Raw genomic sequence first — 19,295 nt, 5'->3', positions numbered from 1 at the left:
GTCTTGGTGTTCATGGAGGAGAGGGTACACCCGATCCCATTCCGAACTCGGCAGTTAAGCTCTCCATCGTCGATGATACTGCGCATTCTTACGTGGGAAAGTAGAACAACGCCAAGACTTTATTTCCAACGGGCCGTCTTACGAAGATGGCCCGTTGTTTTTTTGTCTTACAGGCACTCCCGCATCCCCTCCGCAATCCCTAATCAGGCAAGCCGCCCCTTTCCCCCGTTTTTCTCCTCAGCCTTGCCCTCCCTCCTCCCCGGCTTCCCTCCCGCTTTTTTCCAGCTCCCACCCGGAGTTCTTCCCTCCCCGGCTTCAGGGCCTTCTCTCTCCTTCTAACGGCCCCAGCCTCCTTCCCGTAACCTCCCCTCTCTCCCCCTCCGTGCTCCCCCGGTTCCAATGCCTTTAAGAAACCCCTGCCGTGGGCGTGGTATCCTTCCTTAACGCATGACAGGCATACCGTTTTTTCTCTGCTTTCCCGCTTGGCAGACCCTACGATCGCAGGTTTTTACTGGCCATCACCTGAAACTTCAACATAAAGCCGTGCCATGGGAAACGGTTGATGCTTTCTTTCTTGAAATCCCAATAGAATAACCCAAAATCCCCCAACCATGGAGTCCTTCGGCAGAAAGCTGGATAAAAAGTCTATACTTGTAGTGTATTGTGGTAGTGTATTACGGAGATAAAACAACCTGATATTCTTACAGGGCCAAAAAGCTCTATCGTTTGCTGCTGCACAGCCTTTAGGAAGCGCTGCGAAAGCAAAGATGCGCTCCTCAGAGGCGTTTTTTAACCATGTGTACAAAGGTAAATGATTGGAGGGCATAATGGGATGCAAAAGGGGATGGAAGCTATTCAAGAAGGGAGCCTTCCATCCCCTATATTCTCACTCCATCTCATGGGGGGGGCCATACATCAGGGAGTTGTCCGTGGAGCTGGAAAGTTGCCGGTGCCGATGGCGGGGAAACCTCATATCAGGGAATTGCCCCTGCGCCCTCATTATGCTAGGAGTTTGAAAAGTGCAGGGTTCTCATCCTGACTTTCGATTGGAGGTTTCTTATGCTGAAAATCAAACATGCAGCCGTATGCATGCTCGCGCTCGCCATGCTTTCGGCGGGCTGCACCAACTACAGCGGCAATACCTATTCCGGCAGTCAGGTGCGCAGCGCTCAAACGGTACAGTACGGCACGGTGGTTTCCGTGCAGCCTGTTACGCTTGAGGAAGATCGGCCCGCCGTCCTTGGGACAGTGGGCGGAGGCGTCGTCGGCGGCGTGCTCGGCAATATGGTTGGTGGTGGACGCGGGAAGACGCTGGCGACTATCGCTGGCGCAGCCCTCGGCGCGGCTGGCGGCTATGCCGGCGAGAAGGCGCTGACCAAGCAGAATGGCCTTGAAATTACGGTTGAACTGGAAAACGGGCAGCAACTGTCCATTGTTCAGGCCGCCGATCAGCAGTTTTCTCCGGGGGAACGCGTCCGTGTGCTGCGCGGCAGTGACGGCTCGGCGCGTGTGACCCGTTAGCTTTTCAGGAACGCCGTATTGCGGCATCGTATAATCCGTCGTGCGTCGGCATGACGAACAACCAAGGAGCATCCATGCTGGATCCGAAACAGTGTGTTCTTTTCAGCGGCGGGGCCGCCGGAACCGAGCAGTTTTTCGGCGCGCAGGCCGAGGCTTGGGGCATTGAAGAAGTGAATTACAGCTTTGATGGGCATCAGATCGAACGGAAGCGCGGCGTACGCGTCCTCACTTCCGAAGAATTGGCCCTGAAAGATGTGAGCTTGACGTATGTTTCCCGCCTCATGGGGCGGGAATTTACGAAGGCCCCCCTGTTCCGCAAGGTTCTTCAGTCCATTTGCTGGCAGGTCAGCAGCGGTCAGGAAGTCGTGGTCGTGGGCAATATTCAGCCTGACCAGACCGTCAAGGGCGGTACGGGCTGGGGTGCCGAATTCGCCAAGATCTGCAACAAGCCCCTCCTTGTGTTCGATCAGGATCAAGACGGCTGGTATCGCTGGCTGAACGACGCTTGGGTCAAGGTGGAAGAGCCCGTCATTGAACATACGCATTTCACCGCCACGGGGACCCGGTTTATGGAAGCCAACGGACGCAAAGCCATTTCGGATCTGTTCGCCCGTTCGTTCAATCGCTAGGCTCGGACGTTTTGCCGTATTGTGGACAGCCATCCTGTTTTGCGCAGGATGGCTGTCTTTGTGAAGGTGGAGTATGCCGTTGTTTGCCGTTCCGTCCGTAAAGAGCGATTCGCTCGGTCTGTTGGCGGGTTTTTGCGCCTTTCTCATTTGGGGCTTTCTGGTCGTTTTCTGGCATATGCTGGATGCCGTGGCTCCGTTTGAAATCCTGTGTTACCGCATCGTTTTTTCGTTTGTGAGCTTGCTTCCCGTCGTTTTGCTGGCAGGGCGCTGGGCGGAGGTCGTCAGTGCTTTCCGCAACCGCCGCGTGGCCCTGACCATGTTCGCCAGTTCCTGCGTGGTGGGTTTGAACTGGTTCCTGTACATATGGGCCATCAGTACCGGGCAGATCCTTGAAACGAGCCTCGGATATTACACCAATCCCCTTATGAACGTGCTGTTCGGCTTCCTTTTTTTGCGTGAACGACCGTCGCGGCTTCAGGGGATAGCCATTTTGTTGGCCTGTACCGGCGTCCTGCTGAGTTTTTTGGGCCATAATCAGTTTCCGTGGCTGGCCCTGTCGCTGGCTTTCACTTTTGCACTGTATGGCTTTATCCGAAAAACGGTTTCCGTTGAGGCGCTTCCCGGTTTGTTCATTGAGACAATCGTGTTGATGCCCTTTTCGCTCGGCTGGATTCTGTATCTCTACTGGAATGGGGAGGGGTTTCTTTGCAGCCCGACGGTTCGGGAGAGCTTTTTGTTGTTTCTTGCCGGGCCGGTCACATCCTTGCCGTTGGTCATGTTCGCCTATGCCGCCCGGCATATGCGCTTGATGACGCTTGGCCTGCTGCAATACATTTCCCCAACCTGCACGTTCTTCCTCGGCATATTTCTGTTTAAGGAAGCCTTGAATCCGACCACGTTGGTGACGTTCGTCTTCATCTGGTTGGCCTTGTTGTTGTATACGGTTGAAAGCTGGCGGCAGACGCGGCACTTGCCGCATTGAGGGGACGGAAAAGGCGAGGCGCCGTGCTTCGTCTTTTTTAGGCTCTGCCATAGAGTGTGGTTGTTTTATCTTCGCAGTATGTTGAAAATACAGATTTTTCAATTTTTTTATTGGCGGATTCTGCTGAGGCATTCTCTTGGTTATTCCTTTGAAATTTCAAGAGGCTGTGTCCTAGAAAATGGTTGATGCTTTTTTCCTTGAAGTTCCGAAGGAGTAACCGGCAAAATGCCTTGGCTATGGATTCCGCTAAAGGGAAAATCTTGATAAAAAGTTTGTATTTTTACCGTGTTATGGAGATGAAGCAACCATATACTATGACAGAGCCTTTCAAGAAAGCATCAACTATTTCCTGTGACACAGCCTTTTTCTACTGCTGGATGTATGGGCGCATGGGCGAAAGGGGGCGGTTCCGTTAGGTGCCATATGGGAAAACTGTATGGGCGTTCCATCCTTGCGTGTATCAATAAAAAAATCCTCGTGTTGCCGAGGATTTTTTTATTGGAAGGGGAGGATATGAAAAAGCCCCGACAGGCGGGGCAATAGGGTGGTGTGTTTCATGACGGTTCTTTGGGCTTGAGGAGGCATTGTATAGGGAGGTGGGTTAGTGGGTCCGCTTGAGCTCATAGCCGAACTGTTCGGCTATATGCTCAAGCGGTTGGATATTGCCAGTGACCCGCATGATGTCGACGAGGGTTTCCGCGCCGAGTTTCGCGCCGTCGTCGAAGGGGTTCACTTCACGCAGCAGGGTGGAATACGGTTTGCCCACGGCGGCGGCAATGTTTTTGGCACCAAGGCCGCTTTCCAAAACGATATCATGGACGGCAGAAATAAGATTGGTGGACATAAGGGTTCTCCTTTGGTTGCGTGTTCAAACAACACCACCTGTTCTTAGCTATACCTGATTCTCATTGGAAGACAAGGCCATTAGATTTTTTTTGGGGGGGCCTTTTGTGCCCCTTTTTCTTCAATAAAAAGGGAGTAAGCATAGCCAAGTTGGTTATCCAGCTAAAATCACTGCTTAAATAAAAAGGCTGTGCCATGGAAAAAGGCTGTGCCATGGAAAGCGGTTGATGCTTTATTTTTTGCAATTCCAAAGGAATAACGAATAAAATGCCTCAATTATGGAGTCCATCAGCGAGAAAACTTGGAAAAAGTTTATATTTTAAATATATTACAAAAATAAGCTAACTCTATGCTATGTGACAGAGCCAAATAAACAGGCTGTGTTTTAGGTTATGTTGTTATTTTGTATATAATTATTTGAAATTATTAAAAAATAAGCTTTTTGTGGCTTGAAAGATAGTTAAATAACTTCAATAGATTATATCTAATTGGCGACACGTCCTAGAAAATGGATGATGCTTTTTTCCTTGAAGTTGCAAAGGAATAACCGGCAACATGCCTTAGCCGTGGATTCCGCCAAAGGGAAAACTGAAAAAAGGCTGTATTCTCACTGTCCTACGGAGATGAAATAAACGTATCTTTATAGGACAGAGCCAATAAAAAAAGCCCATTAAAAGGGCTTTTGGGCGATTGCCAAAAAAATCAATGGGCTGATAAGGCCTTTTCAGGCGGTCTTGTTTTGTGAACTATAGCGCGCCGTGAGCGGTCAGGGCATACAGATACCGCTGCGTGCGGGACGCTGTGTACGCATACTGCCCGGCAATACGCCACTTTTTTGCGGCCTGTTCCCAGTCTGGAGATTCTTGGAGGCGGTCACGCAAAAGCAGCACGGCCACGCCGTTGGGGTTCAGGCTGCCTTTGACGAGTTCCAGAACACCGGGCCACGGCATAAACGCCCGGCTGACGACAAGATCCGCTGTCCGTGCTGGAGGCCCTGCCATAAACGCTTCGGCCCGGCCCCGGAAGACATGGGTTCCGGGCAGGGGGTATTGGGCAAGGACTGTGGACAGGAACAAGGCGCGTTTTTCACGGGCTTCGACCATCCAGTAATCGCCTTCCTGCCAGATCATGCGCAGGGGGATTCCGGGGAGCCCGGCTCCCGATCCCAGATCCCAGCAGCACGGTGCGGCGCTGCATTTCACATCTTCGCGCAGAAAACGCCCAAGGTGCAGGCTGTCGACAACCAGCGTGAAAAAGGTGTCCTCAGCCGTCCGGGTGCCGACGAGGTTCATGACCTTGTTCCACTGCATGAGCAGGCCAAGATATCCGGCGAGCGGGTGCAACGTCTCTTCGGCAAGCTCGAAACCGGCGCGTTTGGCCCAGTCCTGAAGATCATACGGGGATACGGATGATGGACGCATGGCGACTCCTTGATGCTGTAGAGGGATGAGAGGCGGTTATACCCGTAAGGCGCGCATTCGTACAGCGTGGGAGTTTGCCGCGCCTGACTGCCCCGACCGACGCAGGGAGCGCTATTCGGAAAGGGTGAGCAGAACGTCAGGGACGGACTGTCCCGGCGGGCGTGGGGAATGCTTTTCGTGCGTTCTTCGCCTTGGCTTGCTTGAGGTTGCCCCTTGCAGGTATGGGAAGTACCAACATGGAATTTTGGGATGAGGCCGTAAGGAGGATCGCCCCCTGCGGGTACGGGAAGTACCCGTATGTGACCGTGGAGCCGGGCGCGGAACTGCGGTTACCCTGGTGGGTACAGGGAATACTCTTTCAGTGCCGCCATGCCCTGAAGTGCACCTGACTCCCCTTTGCTGGTGCGGGGAATACTGCTGTGTACGCATACTGCCCGGCAATACGCCAAGACTCACCCTGCGGGTACGAGGAATACCCCCCGGTGCTTGAGCACGCGGACGTGGTGGTAAGACTCCCCCTGTGGGTACGGGGAATACCTACAACAAGTTCACTGAACTGGCCCAGCAGTAAGATTCCTCCTACGGGTACGGGGAATACTCCGGCGAGCCTGTCGGGCAGTCGCCGGAGATTGCTCCCGGTGGACACGGAGAATGCCAACGGGCAATCCACGCTCCGGGTGTGGGAGTTGGCCACTCCCGGTATAAAGAATACCGCTGTGCTCCGGCTTTATCCCAGCCTCTGGGGGACTGCCCTCGGAGGACACGGGGAATACCCGCCGTGCACGGCGGCGAGGGCATTCCGGAAAGACACTGCCCCCGAAGGACGCGGGGAATACTCTGAACGCCGCCGACGCCATGCTTAAAATCGGGACTGCTTCCGGCGGGAGGGGGAGCACCCTGCCGCCGGAGGCGTTGCCGTTCATCCTTTCCCGCTTGTCTTCCGCAGATTGTCCACCTGGCGGCAGATGCCCATGAGCATATCCATTTCGTGCCGCCTCAGGCCGGACTTGCCGAGGAAGCGGCGCAGGGGCATCAGGAAGTAGTCGGGGTTGTCGCTTTTGAGATAATCTATGGCGAGGAGCGTTTCCTTGAGCCGGGCGTAGAGCAGGGCCTGTTCCTCGTGCGTGATGCGGCGCGACTGCTGGCCGGGATCGTTTCCAAGCGGCGGCTGCGGGTCTACGCGGCTGACGGCCTTCATGCATTCGTAGGTAAGGATGAGGATGGCCTGCGCCAGATTGAGCGAAGAAGCCTCTCCAGCGGTGGGGATGGTCACGAGGCGCTGGCACTGTTCGATGTCGGCATTGCTCAGGCCGCGATCCTCACAGCCGAACACGATGGCGACCCGGTTGCCTTCGTGGAGCAGGGGCGCGATTTCCCCGGCGGCCTGTTCCGGCGTCAGCAGGCCGCGCCGCCATCCGCCCGTGCGGGCCGTGGTGCCGAAGGTCAGGACGTTGGGGGCGAGCGCCTCGCCGAGCGCCGGTTTGACCTCAATGGCGTCGAGCAGGGGCTCGCCCTTGGCTGTGGCCAGAGGCCGGGCTTTTTCCTTATCCCACCATACGGGGCTGACGAGCGTCAGGTGCCCGCAGCCCGTGTTGGCGCAGGCGCGGGCCGCCATGCCGATGTTTTCCGGGAACTTGGTTCCCACCATAATGATTTCCAGATGCCGCAGGGCATCCTGTGAAGCTTGCACGAGCATATTCACTTCCGGGGAGACAGGGTGGAAAGGGCGTCCTCAAGCTTGCCCGCCGTGTACAGATCCCTGAGCACGATGGGGCTGTTTGAGAGGAGGCCCTTGGGGAAAATGGCCGTGACCGGGATGCTGACGCTGCCGATGGCGCGGAGCAGCGCCTGCGCTTCCGGGTCGGGGCGGGTCAAATCCACCTTGATGAGGCGCAGCCCGTAGCGTTCCGTGATGGCGTGCAGGCGTTTGGGCGTCAGCACGGTCTGCTCAAGGAATTTGCAGGAGGGGCACCAATCCGCCGTGAATTCGACCAGCAGCGGTTCTTTTTTCAGCAGCGAGCGGAACGTGTCCGCTTGGAACGCTTCCCACGGCGCGGGTTCGGGCGCGGGCCGCACGCTCCACCAGATGGAGCCGCCTACCATAAGGAGCGCGAGCGCGCCCGTAAAGAGCTTTTGCGGCCCAGAGGCCCGCAATCCGCCCCAGTGCCCCCAGATCCATGCCGCCAGCGCGCAGACGAGCAGGGTGACGAGCGCGGGGAGCCGTTGCGATTCGGGGAGAATGGACAGCAGATAGATGGCCGTGCCCATGAGGAAGAAACCGACCAGCCGTTCCATGATTCCCGTCCATGCGCCGGGTTTGGGGAGGATGCGGGCCGCGCCGGGCCAAGCCGCGAGGATGAGGTACGGCAGGGCCATGCCGATCCCGGTTGCGGTGAATACGGCGGCGATTACGGGCAGGGGCTGGAGCGCCGCCCAGCCGAGCACGCCGCCGAGCAGGGGGCCGCTGCATGGGGTGGCCAGCAGGGTGGCGACGAGGCCGGTGAGGTAGGCTTGCATTTTGGGGCTGCGTGACGCGCCGACCTTGAAATCGAGCACGGGCAGCGTGAACACGTCGAACAGGGAGAGGGACAGCAAAAAGACGAGGATCAGCAGCCCATACACGAGGTGGGTGTTCTGGAACAGGCCGCCCCACGCCAATCCGAGCGCGCCGACGCAAAAGGCCAGCACGAGGAACCACGTCAGGATCCCGGCGGCGAAGAGTACGTTGTGCCTGCGGAAATGGGCGAGGCGTCGGCTTTCTGTTTCATGGCCCGATGCGCTCAGCAGGGCGGAAACCTTCATGGTCAGCACGGGCAGCACGCAGGGCATGACATTGAGGATAAGGCCCGCCAGCAATCCGAGGAGCAGGGCCGTGCCGAGGGCTGTGGGCTCCAGGGATTCCTGCGAGAAGCGCGGCATAAACCGCCATTCTTCAGGCTCAGCGGGGCTTCCGGGGGCAAGCCGGGCGGACGGCCCGGAAAGCGGCGTCAGCGGGGTGACGGATTGCTGTGGGTGGGCCTGCGGAGGCACGGGCTCGGAAAGGGTGGGGAAAACGGTTTTGCCGAGCTGCCCATACGCCTCCAGAGCGGCGGGGCTCGGCGGAGGCAGCGTTTGGGGGAACGTGAGGGAAACCGTTTGCTGCACGGGGACGCAGTTTTTGTCCGAGCAGAGGAGCATGGAAAGCCCGGCGGAGAGGGGGCCGGGTACGGGGGCATCGAAACGGATGAAGATCGGGAACCGGGAGGTATAAGCGAGGATCTGCTTTGTAGGTTCGAAGGTGTCGGGCGTAAGTCGGCCCTGCGGGTAGAGGACTGCGGCTGCGGCGGGCTGTCCCTGCGCGTCGCGGACGTTCAAGCTGGTGGGAATGGGTGCGTCCGCGTAGTGGGAGTAGGTGTGGTAGCCTTTTTGCGGCGTCACCCAGAGCACGGCCGCCGGATGCCCGTCCAGCTCGGCATATTCCGTATCCAATGAAAAAGGAAGTGATTCCGCCTTGGTAAGAGCCGCAGCATACAGCAGGAAACCTGCGGCAAGGCAGAGTATAAGCCATATATGGAGTGTGTTTTTCATTTTCATGGGGTGGACGGTAGCGTTTTTTCTTCCCTTTTGCAAAAAGGGTATTGACACTTGCCCCTTATTTGGACTAAACCTCTTTTCACGCCGCGAGGCACGGGTCATTAGCTCAATTGGTAGAGCAGCTGACTCTTAATCAGTTGGTTCGGTGTTCAAGTCACCGATGGCCCACCAGCAAAACAAATCAAGGACTTTCGAGGAATCGAAAGTCCTTTTTTTATGTCGTTAGCCTGTTGAGGGCGTGCAGGGGCTAAAACAATAAGCCACCCGTAAAGGGTGGTTGTCATTTCGTGGGTTCCTGTTGGGAAAGGGCCTACCCCATCCCACTGGTAAGGGGCATCTCAGGAGGGCAGGGGGCAGGTTTTAGCCGGATTGATTGAGTGATTGCTCCAAATAACCTTTATATACCCGCTCGTTTTGCCCATCAAGGTTCATCTGGTACATACGGAACGTGGTCAGTATGTCTTTAGGCTGCCATTGTTCCTTATACGAATATTGATAGAGCATCCCCAGGCGTTTCATAACATTTCCGCTGCGGGGATTCTTGATGTCATGTGTGGCAGTAATGTAAGGAATGCCATCTTTCTTGGCTTGATGGATGACGGCATTGGCCGCTTCAGTAACAATGCCGTTGCGCCAAAAGGCTTTGAGCAGACCATAGCCAAGGTCATGGGGTTCATTGGCGTCTATATTGACATAGCCAATTGGAAGGTTGTCGCTTTTTAAACAAATCGCATACCTGTAACCGTAAGGTTGGCTGTAGGTGTCCAAGTACCTTTCTTTAAGGAAAAGGCTTGCTTCCTCTATGGATTGTAATGGAAACCAAGGCAAATACGTGTTTACTTCTTTATCGCTGTGTATTGTAAACAAGGCATATAAATCATTTTCAGTGAATCTCCGTAAGAGAAGCCTCTCCGTTTCCAATGTCGGCGTATTTGTAAAATCCATATATATTCCTTTTCAATCATATATCAAATGACACATCATTTTTTGAATAGAAAAATAACCTGATGCTTATTTTCATTTTAGGATTCCGGTGCCTTTTTGTCAAAGGCTGTGCCATAGAAAACGGTTGATGCTTTATTTCCTTAAAATTCCAAAGAAATAACCAATAAAATCCCCCAATCACAGATCCCATCAACGGAAAGATTGGATAAAAAGTATGTATTTCAATATATTACTAAAACAAAGCAATCATGTACTATGATAGAGCCTTGTCAAATTAAGGCATATTGTTTTGCATATTCAACAGCAAGCCGGATGATGCTGGTAAAATGTATGGCGTTTTTGATGCGGAAAACCTGTAGGAGCCCCATTGTGTGATGCCGCGTTCTCCTGCGTCGGCTGATGGGGAGTATGGGAAGCGGCGGGAAGCAGAGAGGAAAGATGTTGTCTCCTTACTAGTTGAAAAAACAGGTTCTTTCTTTTTATTGAGGAAAAAATCCAAAAAGTGCGGAGAATGTGTTGACATGGCCCTCCGTTTTCGATACATCCGTTTTCGCGCGATGAGCGCGGACAAAATACCCTTGGGTCATTAGCTCAATTGGTAGAGCAGCTGACTCTTAATCAGTTGGTTCGGTGTTCAAGTCACCGATGGCCCACCAGCAAAAAAGAATATCCCGACAGGTTTTCCTGCCGGGATTTTTTGCGTTCTTTTGCCAGGAGGCAGCGAGGGGAGCGCGGTCGGGATGCGCCCGCGCTGTGTTCCTTTTAGGTTATGTTGTTTTTTTATGTAACTGTTTTAAATTATTAAAAGGCTGTGTTATAGAAAATGGTTGATGCTTTTCTCCTTGAAGTTCCACAGGGATAACCGACAAAATGCCTTAGCCCTGTATTCCGCCAAAAGGAAAACCGGAGAAAAGGGCTGTATTTTCACAGCACTGTAGAGATGAAACAACCACAAACTATAACAGAGCCTATTAAAAACAGTATTTTGTAATTTGAAAATGATTAAATAATTTCAGTAGATTATATCTGATTAAAAACACGGCCTAGGGTATGCCGGGATTATCTGAAGAGGATGGAGCGGAATATCGAAAGGCCGAGGAGGATAGTGCCGAATGCGAAACAACGGCGCAAGGCCTGCATCGGCAATCGTGGCGAGTGGGCCAGCCGTGCGCCCACGACGGCCATGAGCATGCTGGAAACCAGCAGGCAGAACATGCCGGGAAGGTACACGAAACCTACGGAGTAGGGAGGGAGATCCGGGACACTCCACCCTGAGATGGCATATCCGAGGGTTCCGGTTAGGGTGATGGGCAAGCTCAGGGCGGCGGACGTGCCTACGGCGTCGGCCCAATCGATCGCGGCCCAGGCAAGGAAGATCACGCAGAGCATGGTTCCGGCGATGCCCGCAAGGCTTGAAATCAGGCCAATGAGTATGCTGACCGGAAGCATGGCCCGTTCAAGCCGCCCCGTCTTTGGCTGGGGGGTGGAATTGATGAGCAGATGGACGCCGACCAGTATGATGAAGAAGGCGAAAAAGCCGCGCAGGAATAACCCCGGAAGGTGTGGGGCGAGGAGTGCGCCGCCGAGCGTGCCCGCAATGATGCCGGGGGCCATTTTTTTCCAAATGTCGGCGCGCACGGAACCATAGCGCCTGTGCGCCAGCACGCTGGAAAGGGATGTGAATAGGATGGTGGCGAGGGACGTGCCGAGCGATAGGTGCTGCGTCATGTCCACGGAAAAACCGAGGCGGTCGAAAAACACGTTGAGCAGGGGCATGATGATTACCGCCCCGCCGACGCCGAGAAGCCCGGAAAGGAGCCCCACAAAGGCCCCGCCAAGCACAAGAAAGCCGAACATGGAAAGCATAATGCCCCTCCTTTTTAAAAAGACAGAAAACAATTTCGATGGCCCTATCATATCGGGAGGTTTCCCCCAGAATCCAGTGATAGCAGATCAGCCGTCAGAGATCGATAGGCTTCCGGGGTTCTTCCAGATGTACGGCGAGTCCTTCCTGCGGGGAGTAAGCCTTTCGGCCCACAGCGTACGGAGAAATATTCCGTCAATATACTGTGTTGTGCCGGAAGAGCTGTAGGGGGATGGAGGCAGAGGGAAGGAGGGAGAGAACAAGAAGCCCCTCCGTGCATTCGCAATTGCAGCTACGAACATGAAGGGGCTTCTTTTGAAGGGAAAACGGGGCGTATCCATGTCGTCCCTGTTTGTTTTTTATGGTGCCAGAGCTTTCCGCCTGCTGGCGAAAGGAAGAGGTTCAGGCCGCCCTCGTCATGGTGTTTCGCCTTGTCCCCCTTTTTGAGCTTTCGTAGGTAGCCATCTGAAAACGGCACGATATTTCCGCCCCCACGGTATTATGCCGCCACCTGATGCCGTAAAAAATGCCGTCTGAATTACGGTATGTCTATAGGTCAAATAAGACTGCCTGAGAGTGCATTTAATTGCATAACCTAAAGTCCCGTAAGGCTTTTTAGGCTTTACGGGACTTTGTGAGATTCTAGCTTGGTGCCCAGAGCGGGGATTGAACCCGCACAACCTTGCGGTTCAGGGATTTTAAGTCCCTTGCGTCTGCCAGTTCCGCCATCCGGGCGTGGGGCATTGAGAATACGTGCATCATGGGGAGGAGTCAACAGGCGGGCCCGTTTTCCCTCCGGCTTCCGGTCTGCGCAATGTGCGCATACGCTGATAGGCTTAGGATGCGTACCCTTCAAAAAGAGGAAGAAGTTCCAGCGGATCATAGAGGATTGTATCCGCGCCGCTTTCTTTCAGCTCCTGAGCACCTCGAAATCCCCAGTCGACGCCGACAGCAGTCATTCCGGCATTGCGGGCCGTCAGCATGTCCACATTGCTGTCCCCGACAAAGGCCGCTTCGTGTGGGGCAACGCCAAGATGCCGGGCCGCATTGAGGGCCCCGGCGGGATCGGGCTTATGGGGCAGGTTCGGCATAGCCCCCTGAATGAACAGGAAAGGCTCGTCGGGAAAGTAGTGCTTGAGCATATGGAGCGTCCACTCGTGCGGCTTGTTCGTCACGACGGCCAAGGGGATGCCGCGCCGTTGGAGTTCCTGCAAGAGTTCGGGGATATGCGGGTAGGGGCGCGTTGCTGCGGCCCAGTTTTGGGCATAGTTGTCGCCCGTGCGCCCCACCAGTGTTTCAAACCCCGCAGGCCCAAGCCGATCCGCTTCCCCTTCGGGCAGTGCGCGGCGGACGAGCATACACAGGCCGTTGCCGACGAACTGGCGATACGCGGCAACGGGATGTTGCGGGTAACCGGCTGAATGCAGCGCGGCATTGGCGGCATTGGCAAGATCGTCGAGCGTGTTCAGTAATGTCCCGTCGAGATCAAAGATGGCGGCGCGATAGTTTGGCTTGTCCATAGCTGTTCCTTTGAAATCCGTTGCATCCGCCGTGCCGTGCACGGGGAAAGGGAACGGGTGCGACGGCAGCATGACAAAGGACGCCGCGTCTTTCAAGGGGGGATCCCGTGCGGATCGAATGCGGTGGGTTGCATCGCGGCTGGATTTTGCTAACTCTAGCGCGGTGCCGCGGCATTGCGGCGATTTTTTGGAAGCGGGGGCAGTATGGCGCAGGGTAAGGAACGTGCGGATGAGTTGGTTTTTGCGCAAGGTTTGGCGGAAAGCCGCGAAATGGCGAAACGCCTGATCATGGCGGGCAAGGTGGCGCTGGAGGATGTTTCCGGCGTACGGCAAAAAGTGGATAAGCCCGGCCACAAATATCCGCCGGATACGGCCTTCGTGTTGGTCGGCATTGAGAAGTACGTCAGCCGTGGCGCGTATAAGCTGCTGACCGCCATAGAGCACTTCAAGCTGGATGTGACCGGGTTCGTCTGTCTGGACGCCGGGGCTTCCACGGGCGGGTTTACGGACTGCCTGCTGCAGCACGGTGCGGCGAAGGTGTACGCTGTGGACGTGGGCAAGGAGCAGCTCCATGAGCGTATGCGCCGCGATCCGCGGGTCATCAGCATGGAAGGGACGAATTTGCGCACGGCTCCCGAATCATTGATTCCTGAACCGGTGGACATCATCGTTGCTGATGTCTCTTTCATTTCCCTGACGCTGATCCTGCCTCCCTGCGTGCGTTGGCTCAAAGAGGGCGGCTTGGTGGCGGCGCTGGTCAAGCCGCAGTTTGAGCTGGGGCCGCATCAGACGGACAAGGGCGTGGTGCGTGATCCCGCCTTGCGGCAGCAGGCGGTGGACAAGGTGTTGTTGTTTTGTCAGGAGCGTCTCGGCCTTGAGTGCCTCGGCGTCGTGCCCGCCGCCGTCAAGGGGCCCAAGGGGAATCAGGAGTATATCGTTTGCCTGCGCCGCGTAGGGTCTGGGCGGGTGGCCTGCGGAAGTGCGGTGGAGGAATAGGCTAAGGATAGGGTGGGGATAGGCGGGGGAGGAAAACCCTTCTGGAGAAGGGTTATTCCTCCCCCGCACCCCCTCCTTTCCCAAGACTTTCGACTGGTGGGGAGGCTGCACGGCAGGAGTCCCTTCGTTTGTTGGGCCTGCCGGGGTATTGAGGGGAAAAGATGTGGAGGGGACTGGATGGCGTTTGTCCGTCCGTTGCCATGTATGGGAAAGAAGAAAACGGCCTGATTCAATGGAAATGGATCGGGCTGTTTTTTTATGGTGGCGATGGGGTGGAGGGTGCGGGCCGTTCGCCCTTCGGGGGAAAGGGGGACAGTTGTATGGGGATGGTTTCCCGAAACCGGAGGCATAAATGGGAAGCGGCACTGATGCGCGGCTTTTCCACGGTGTATTGTCCCGGATTGGGGCTGAAAGGGAATGGAGCTTGTGAGGCGTTCCCTTTTTTGATGTTTTTTGAAAGGCTGTGTCCTAGGTTGTGTTGTTGTTTGAGATATAATTATTTGAAATTATTAAAATAATTTTTTATGACTTGAAGATGATTTAATAATTTGGCTGTGTCATAGAAAACGGTTGATGCTTTATTTCCTTGAAATTCCAAAGAAATAACCAATAAAATCCCCAATCACAGAGCCCACCAGCAGAAAGATTGAAGGAAAAGCATATATTTTCAATATATTGCTGAAACAAAACAACCATGTACTATGACAGGGCCAATAATTCCAATAGATTATATCTAATTGATGACACGACTTAGAAAATGGCAGATGCTTTTTTCCTTGAGGTTCCAAAGGAATAACCGGCAAAATGCCTTAATCGTGGATTCCGCCAAGGGGAAAATTGAAGAAAAAGGCCGTATTTTCACCGTACTGAGGATATGAAACAACCACATGCCATGACAGAGCCTTTTGAAGAAATTCAGTTGGCATTTTAATTGGTTAGGCTGTGTCATAGAAAATGGTTGATACTTTTTTTCTTGAATTTCCAAAGGAATAAGTAACAAAATACTTTAACCACGAATTCCGCAAAGAAAAAACTAACGAAAGAGGCTGTATTTTCACCATACTGTGGAGATAAAACAACCATATGCTATGACAGAGCCATTTGTTATGGCGTCATGGGCATTGAAGGTGTGAATTTCTTTCTTTCTTTCTTTCTTTCTTTCTTTCTCTCTCTCTCTCTCTCTCTCTCTCTCTCTCTCTCGTTTGGGGCGTGTTATCGGTATTCAGGGATAGGGCGTTTCACCTGTTCAAGAAAGGTTCCTGTGACGAGGCCGAGCAGTTCTTCCGTTTTGTTTTGCGAATAGGCGTCCCCCGCGTGGAAGCGGATGATGGGGGCGAGCCAATCCTGCATGTCGCTGCGGGGATGCCCGGCGCTGAACATCCGAAGCTGATCCTCAAGCAGGAACACCTGATGGATGGTGATGTCCTTGATGACTTCGGCATCGGACATCTCTTTGCCAGCCCATTCTTTGAAGAAGGCTTTGTAGTCTTCGGCAAGGGCCGCCACGGATTCCTCGCGCATCATACGGGCGGCCCGGAGGTAGACCCGCAGGAAGGAGGCCACTTGGCTTGGGTGGGCATCGGCAAAATCCTTATCCGCCATGAGCAGTACGGACTGCGGGGCATTGGCGGATCGCGACGTGGCCGCGACCTTAAGCCCATGCTCGTCTCCGGTGTAGCTGTAGGGGGCCCACAGCACGATGGCGTCGCCTTCCCCTCTAAGGAAAGCCTGGAGGCCCGGTGCGGCATCCGTATTGTTGATCCGCACGTCCCCAGCCGTCAGGCCGTAGGCGGCAAGCCATTTGGCAAGGAGGTATTGGGCCGATGACGAGGCGGGGCAAATGATGGTTTTCCCCCTGATGTCGTCGGCCTTGCCGTAGAGGTTCGGATACCCCTTGTTGGCGCCTTTGGTGTTGAGGATTGGGCTGTCGGGCCGGACCATGACCACATTGGCCAGGGATTCGTCATTGCCGACGCCGATGATGGTGAACCGTTCGGGGTGGGGGCTGGTCAGGATGGGGAACGCGCCGCAGGCTCCTATGGCCCACTTGTCCGCGTTGCCGATCAGATCTTTGCCCGAATCGAACCTGTTGAGGACGATGTCGAGCCCTTCCTGTTTGTCCCAGCCCTTTTGTTTGGCGTACCAGATGAGGAACGTTTCATGTTCGGGGAGCCAGCCCGTTTCGAGTTTGAACGCAGGTTCCTGCTGGGCGGCCGAGTGCGCCGCCAGGCTGAGGAGAAGTGCAACAATGCCGAATAGTCCGAACAGCGTACTGCGCCGCATGGCTCTGTCCTTTATAAGATGGCCTTAAGAAAAAGTGGGGAGTGGGTGGAATGGAAACGATCAGGTTTGACAGAAAAATCACTTCTTATGGATTCTGCTTGGATTCATACCGGGTTTGTGCCCGATTGCCAAGAAGTTGTGTTTTTCACGTATGTTTTGCCTCATTCCGTTCCGTTTGGGGACGAGTGGAAGGCGGCTTTTTCCCCTTGCGTCCTCAACATATTGAGGCTGTTTGACGAATCAACCTATACGAATAAGGCGTACTCCAAAAGATGAGGCTATTGATGGGACAAAAATGTCCCGTGGGACAAAAATGCCCCATGAGGGTAGTTTGGTTTAACTCGTTAGAAATACATAAAATACAGGATAACGGATTCTTTACGGGACATTTGTGTCTCATTGTGAGGAAAAGAACGTTTTGGTGGATTATTTGAAAAATGGAAAAATATTATTTTTTTATTTCAAGAGATTAGTATGGATAAAAGCCTCGTTGCTGTGCTTGTCCGGCTATTTTGGCCCGGCACTTGCTAAAGGGTTAGTGCCTTCGGGAACAATCCCGACGTTCCAATAGAGTTTTTGGATGATGCGTCCTTTTTCGTTCAAAGCCGGTGTACGGCGGTGAACAAAAGAGAGCGCGAAGAAACCGCTCTTGAAACGCGAAGACAAAGAGGGACTTTTGGTCATGAGCAACGAACATGTTGAAAGCGGACGTGAAGAACTGAAGAAAACGATGAGCCCGGCTGAAGTTTGGGCTCTTGCCGTAGGCGCCATCATCGGCTGGGGCTGCTTTATCCTCCCCGGCACGCGCTTCCTCCCCGAAGCTGGGCCTGTCGGCAGCATATTGGCCTTCATTGTCGGCGGCGGCCTCCTGTGCTTCGTCGCCCTCGCGTACAGCATCCTCGTCAAGGCCTATCCCGTGGCCGGCGGTGCGTTCACCTACGCCTATGTCGGTTTCGGCAAGGCTTGGGCGTTTGTTTGCGGATGGGCGCTCATCCTTGGCTACCTCTGCGTCATCGCCGCCAACGGCACCGCGCTGGCCCTCCTCAGCCGCGCCTTGCTGCCGGGTGTGTTCGACGTGGGGTATCTGTACAGCGTAGCCGGCTGGGACGTGTATGCCGGTGAGTTGGCCATGATGACCTGCGTTTTCCTCTTCTTCGGCTACATGAACTATCGCGGCATGGACTTCGCCAGCAGCATCCAGCTCATCCTCGCTTTTGCGCTGGTGGCCGGCGTGCTCATCCTGACCGTGGGCTCTTTCTCCACCTCCACCGCGTCGCTTGACAACCTTTCGCCCATATTCGCCGAAGGCCGTTCTCCTTGGGCCTGCATCATCTCCATCGTGGCGATTACGCCTTGGCTGTTCGTCGGCTTCGACACCATTCCCCAGACCGCTGAAGAATTCGACTTCCCGCCTGAAAGATCCCGTCGCCTGATGCTGTACTCCATCGCGTGCGGTGCGGCGTTGTATGCCCTTGTCCTGATTTCCGTGGCCGTCATCATTCCTTATACCGACCTTCTTGGGCAGAACCACACATGGGCTACCGGCGCTGTGGCTGACATGGCCTTCGGACGCTTCGGCGGCCTGATCCTCGCCGTCCCCGTCCTCGCGGGCATCCTGACCGGCATGAACGGCTTCTTCATGGCCACCACGCGCCTGCTGTTCAGCATGGGCCGCGGCAAGTTCCTGCATCCTTGGTTCCTTAAGGTGCATCCCAAGTATGGCACCCCGACCAATGCCGTGCTGTTCACCCTCGTCCTGACCCTTATCGCGCCTTTCTTCGGCCGTTCCGCCCTCAACTGGATCGTCGATATGTCCGCTATGGGCACCGCGCTCGCCTACTTCTCCACGTGCCTTGTCGCCTACAAGTACGCCGCCCGCTTTGCGGAAAAGGCCCCGTGGTGGAGCAAGTCCGTGGCCGTGGTCGGCGCCCTGACCTCCATCGCCTGCTTCCTTATGCTGGCTGTGCCCGGCTCCCCGGCCGCCATCGGGTTTGAATCGTGGATCATGCTGTTCGCATGGGTAGCCATCGGCGCTTGCTTCTACTTTAGCCGTGTTTCCATCCTGCGTACCATCCCTGAAAAGAACATGCAGTATATGCTCCTCGGAACCGTTGACCGTCCCTTGCTCTTCACCCCGAAGAACGTAGAGGAATTTGAAGAGGGCGACGCCAAGTCCGCTGCTGAACTGGGTTAGGCGCTCCCTCCCCTAACCTGATGGGAAAAGCCGGGGCCTGTTATGACGGCCCCGGCTTTTTTGCGGCCTTGTCCCGTGCGCCTGCACTGGCGGGCTGCTGCGCTTTTACGGATGGGCTTATCGCGGGCGGGCGTACTCATTTTGAACGCATGTCCCTGCAAAGGCCCTTTGGGGAGTGCGCGGCGGCTGCCCGGATGGATAAGCGGCTTGGAAAGGGGGAGGGGCAGCGCAGATAGGCGCTGGGAGAGGGGGAGCTTTCTCCTGAGGCTGTGTCTTGGAAAGTGGCTGATGCTTTTTTCTTTGAAGTTCCAAAGGGCTAACCAGAAAAATGCCTTAACCGTGGATTCCGCCAAGGGGAAAACTGGAGAAAAAGGCTGTATTCTTTACCGCGTTGTGGCGATGAAACAACCGCATGCTATGGCGGAACCTCTCCGGAAAAGCTCTCTTCCCCGGCGCATCTCTTTCCTTTTACAAGGAATGTATGAGGATTAGGTTATGTCGTCGTTTGATATGCAACCATTTGA

The 19,295-nt window shown here is 54.9% G+C and carries 16 protein-coding genes, 3 tRNA genes and 1 rRNA gene; 10 read left to right on the top strand and 10 right to left on the bottom strand.

All coding sequences use genetic code 11. The features are described from left to right. The first annotated feature begins 2 nt into the window (after positions 1 to 2). From rrf to rarD, 4 genes are all read left to right on the top strand, one after another. A 5S ribosomal RNA gene (rrf, locus tag AC6I1V_RS05860) occupies positions 3 to 117 on the top strand. Between the two features lie 942 nt (positions 118 to 1,059). Next, positions 1,060 to 1,521, top strand: a complete 462-nt coding sequence (locus AC6I1V_RS05855) for an outer membrane lipoprotein (RefSeq protein ID WP_302553814.1) — start codon at positions 1,060 to 1,062, stop codon at positions 1,519 to 1,521. A gap of 74 nt (positions 1,522 to 1,595) precedes the next feature. Further along, positions 1,596 to 2,150, top strand: coding sequence for a hypothetical protein (locus AC6I1V_RS05850; RefSeq protein WP_302553813.1), 555 nt, complete (start codon positions 1,596 to 1,598; stop codon positions 2,148 to 2,150). 73 nt (positions 2,151 to 2,223) lie between these two features. After that, entirely contained in the window at positions 2,224 to 3,132 is a 909-nt protein-coding gene (gene rarD, locus AC6I1V_RS05845) for an EamA family transporter RarD (RefSeq protein WP_337430760.1), read from the top strand. Positions 3,133 to 3,733: 601 nt separating this feature from the next. On the opposite strand, the gene AC6I1V_RS05840 is transcribed toward rarD, so the two are convergent. After that, positions 3,734 to 3,976 (bottom strand): phage regulatory CII family protein, encoded by a 243-nt coding sequence (locus AC6I1V_RS05840; RefSeq protein WP_302553808.1) that lies wholly within the window; start codon positions 3,974 to 3,976, stop codon positions 3,734 to 3,736. 745 nt (positions 3,977 to 4,721) lie between these two features. Then, positions 4,722 to 5,396 (bottom strand): 16S rRNA (guanine(527)-N(7))-methyltransferase RsmG, encoded by a 675-nt coding sequence (locus tag AC6I1V_RS05835; RefSeq protein WP_486854913.1) that lies wholly within the window; start codon positions 5,394 to 5,396, stop codon positions 4,722 to 4,724. 236 nt (positions 5,397 to 5,632) lie between these two features. Between AC6I1V_RS05835 and AC6I1V_RS05830 the strand changes: the two genes are divergently transcribed. Beyond that, complete coding sequence (locus AC6I1V_RS05830) at positions 5,633 to 5,785, top strand: hypothetical protein (RefSeq protein WP_486854912.1); 153 nt, start codon at positions 5,633 to 5,635, stop codon at positions 5,783 to 5,785. Between the two features lie 530 nt (positions 5,786 to 6,315). On the opposite strand, the gene AC6I1V_RS05825 is transcribed toward AC6I1V_RS05830, so the two are convergent. Together AC6I1V_RS05825 and AC6I1V_RS05820 are read right to left on the bottom strand one after the other, a co-directional pair. After that, positions 6,316 to 7,092 (bottom strand): RNA methyltransferase, encoded by a 777-nt coding sequence (locus AC6I1V_RS05825; RefSeq protein WP_486854030.1) that lies wholly within the window; start codon positions 7,090 to 7,092, stop codon positions 6,316 to 6,318. Between the two features lie 2 nt (positions 7,093 to 7,094). Next, positions 7,095 to 8,963, bottom strand: a complete 1,869-nt coding sequence (locus AC6I1V_RS05820) for a protein-disulfide reductase DsbD family protein (protein ID WP_497736929.1) — start codon at positions 8,961 to 8,963, stop codon at positions 7,095 to 7,097. 101 nt (positions 8,964 to 9,064) lie between these two features. Between AC6I1V_RS05820 and AC6I1V_RS05815 the strand changes: the two genes are divergently transcribed. Then, positions 9,065 to 9,140, top strand: a tRNA-Lys gene (locus tag AC6I1V_RS05815). Positions 9,141 to 9,329: 189 nt separating this feature from the next. Here AC6I1V_RS05815 and AC6I1V_RS05810 read toward each other — a convergent pair. Beyond that, a complete protein-coding gene (locus tag AC6I1V_RS05810) occupies positions 9,330 to 9,914 on the bottom strand; it encodes a GNAT family N-acetyltransferase (protein ID WP_486854032.1) in 585 nt (194 codons plus the stop codon). A 274-nt stretch (positions 9,915 to 10,188) separates the two neighbouring features. Continuing rightward, a complete protein-coding gene (locus tag AC6I1V_RS05805; RefSeq protein WP_486854033.1) occupies positions 10,189 to 10,437 on the bottom strand; it encodes a hypothetical protein in 249 nt (82 codons plus the stop codon). 57 nt (positions 10,438 to 10,494) lie between these two features. On the opposite strand from AC6I1V_RS05805, the gene AC6I1V_RS05800 reads away from it, so the two are divergent. Then, positions 10,495 to 10,570: transfer RNA gene (locus tag AC6I1V_RS05800), tRNA-Lys, on the top strand. 403 nt (positions 10,571 to 10,973) lie between these two features. Here AC6I1V_RS05800 and AC6I1V_RS05795 read toward each other — a convergent pair. From AC6I1V_RS05795 to AC6I1V_RS05785, 3 genes are all read right to left on the bottom strand, one after another. Beyond that, complete coding sequence (locus tag AC6I1V_RS05795) at positions 10,974 to 11,780, bottom strand: sulfite exporter TauE/SafE family protein (RefSeq protein WP_486851207.1); 807 nt, start codon at positions 11,778 to 11,780, stop codon at positions 10,974 to 10,976. A 646-nt stretch (positions 11,781 to 12,426) separates the two neighbouring features. Then, positions 12,427 to 12,513 (bottom strand) — tRNA-Leu (locus AC6I1V_RS05790). Between the two features lie 101 nt (positions 12,514 to 12,614). Beyond that, positions 12,615 to 13,298 (bottom strand): HAD family hydrolase, encoded by a 684-nt coding sequence (locus AC6I1V_RS05785; protein WP_486854034.1) that lies wholly within the window; start codon positions 13,296 to 13,298, stop codon positions 12,615 to 12,617. Between the two features lie 204 nt (positions 13,299 to 13,502). Between AC6I1V_RS05785 and AC6I1V_RS05780 the strand changes: the two genes are divergently transcribed. Further along, entirely contained in the window at positions 13,503 to 14,294 is a 792-nt protein-coding gene (locus AC6I1V_RS05780) for a TlyA family RNA methyltransferase (RefSeq protein WP_486854035.1), read from the top strand. A gap of 1,212 nt (positions 14,295 to 15,506) precedes the next feature. Here AC6I1V_RS05780 and AC6I1V_RS05775 read toward each other — a convergent pair. Further along, positions 15,507 to 16,577: an ABC transporter substrate-binding protein gene (locus AC6I1V_RS05775; RefSeq protein ID WP_497736928.1), complete on the bottom strand. Its 1,071-nt coding sequence runs from the start codon at positions 16,575 to 16,577 to the stop codon at positions 15,507 to 15,509. Between the two features lie 682 nt (positions 16,578 to 17,259). On the opposite strand from AC6I1V_RS05775, the gene AC6I1V_RS05770 reads away from it, so the two are divergent. Beyond that, positions 17,260 to 18,771, top strand: a complete 1,512-nt coding sequence (locus AC6I1V_RS05770) for an APC family permease (protein ID WP_337431535.1) — start codon at positions 17,260 to 17,262, stop codon at positions 18,769 to 18,771. A gap of 288 nt (positions 18,772 to 19,059) precedes the next feature. After that, the gene (locus tag AC6I1V_RS05765; RefSeq protein WP_486854037.1) at positions 19,060 to 19,263 is read left to right on the top strand and encodes a hypothetical protein; all 204 of its coding nucleotides are present in this window, start codon (positions 19,060 to 19,062) and stop codon (positions 19,261 to 19,263) included. The last annotated feature ends 32 nt before the right edge of the window (positions 19,264 to 19,295 follow it).

The organism is Bilophila sp. T19-St14 (assembly GCF_059728385.1).
This window is presented reverse-complemented; position numbering and strand designations above follow the sequence as displayed.

What these genes read in the sequence shown, in the direction of transcription:
- AC6I1V_RS05775 (WP_497736928.1), bottom strand. Translation starts at nt 16,577, where the DNA reads ATGCGGCGCAGTACGCTGTTCGGACTATTCGGCATTGTTGCACTTCTC.
- AC6I1V_RS05785 (WP_486854034.1), bottom strand. Translation starts at nt 13,298, where the DNA reads ATGGACAAGCCAAACTATCGCGCCGCCATCTTTGATCTCGACGGGACA.
- AC6I1V_RS05855 (WP_302553814.1), top strand. Translation starts at nt 1,060, where the DNA reads ATGCTGAAAATCAAACATGCAGCCGTATGCATGCTCGCGCTCGCCATG.
- AC6I1V_RS05850 (WP_302553813.1), top strand. Translation starts at nt 1,596, where the DNA reads ATGCTGGATCCGAAACAGTGTGTTCTTTTCAGCGGCGGGGCCGCCGGA.
- AC6I1V_RS05840 (WP_302553808.1), bottom strand. Translation starts at nt 3,976, where the DNA reads ATGTCCACCAATCTTATTTCTGCCGTCCATGATATCGTTTTGGAAAGC.
- AC6I1V_RS05835 (WP_486854913.1), bottom strand. Translation starts at nt 5,396, where the DNA reads ATGCGTCCATCATCCGTATCCCCGTATGATCTTCAGGACTGGGCCAAA.
- AC6I1V_RS05820 (WP_497736929.1), bottom strand. Translation starts at nt 8,963, where the DNA reads ATGAAAAACACACTCCATATATGGCTTATACTCTGCCTTGCCGCAGGT.
- AC6I1V_RS05830 (WP_486854912.1), top strand. Translation starts at nt 5,633, where the DNA reads ATGGAATTTTGGGATGAGGCCGTAAGGAGGATCGCCCCCTGCGGGTAC.
- AC6I1V_RS05770 (WP_337431535.1), top strand. Translation starts at nt 17,260, where the DNA reads ATGAGCAACGAACATGTTGAAAGCGGACGTGAAGAACTGAAGAAAACG.
- AC6I1V_RS05795 (WP_486851207.1), bottom strand. Translation starts at nt 11,780, where the DNA reads ATGCTTTCCATGTTCGGCTTTCTTGTGCTTGGCGGGGCCTTTGTGGGG.
- AC6I1V_RS05805 (WP_486854033.1), bottom strand. Translation starts at nt 10,437, where the DNA reads ATGTCAACACATTCTCCGCACTTTTTGGATTTTTTCCTCAATAAAAAG.
- AC6I1V_RS05780 (WP_486854035.1), top strand. Translation starts at nt 13,503, where the DNA reads ATGGCGCAGGGTAAGGAACGTGCGGATGAGTTGGTTTTTGCGCAAGGT.
- AC6I1V_RS05825 (WP_486854030.1), bottom strand. Translation starts at nt 7,092, where the DNA reads ATGCTCGTGCAAGCTTCACAGGATGCCCTGCGGCATCTGGAAATCATT.
- rarD (WP_337430760.1), top strand. Translation starts at nt 2,224, where the DNA reads ATGCCGTTGTTTGCCGTTCCGTCCGTAAAGAGCGATTCGCTCGGTCTG.
- AC6I1V_RS05765 (WP_486854037.1), top strand. Translation starts at nt 19,060, where the DNA reads ATGCTTTTTTCTTTGAAGTTCCAAAGGGCTAACCAGAAAAATGCCTTA.
- AC6I1V_RS05810 (WP_486854032.1), bottom strand. Translation starts at nt 9,914, where the DNA reads ATGGATTTTACAAATACGCCGACATTGGAAACGGAGAGGCTTCTCTTA.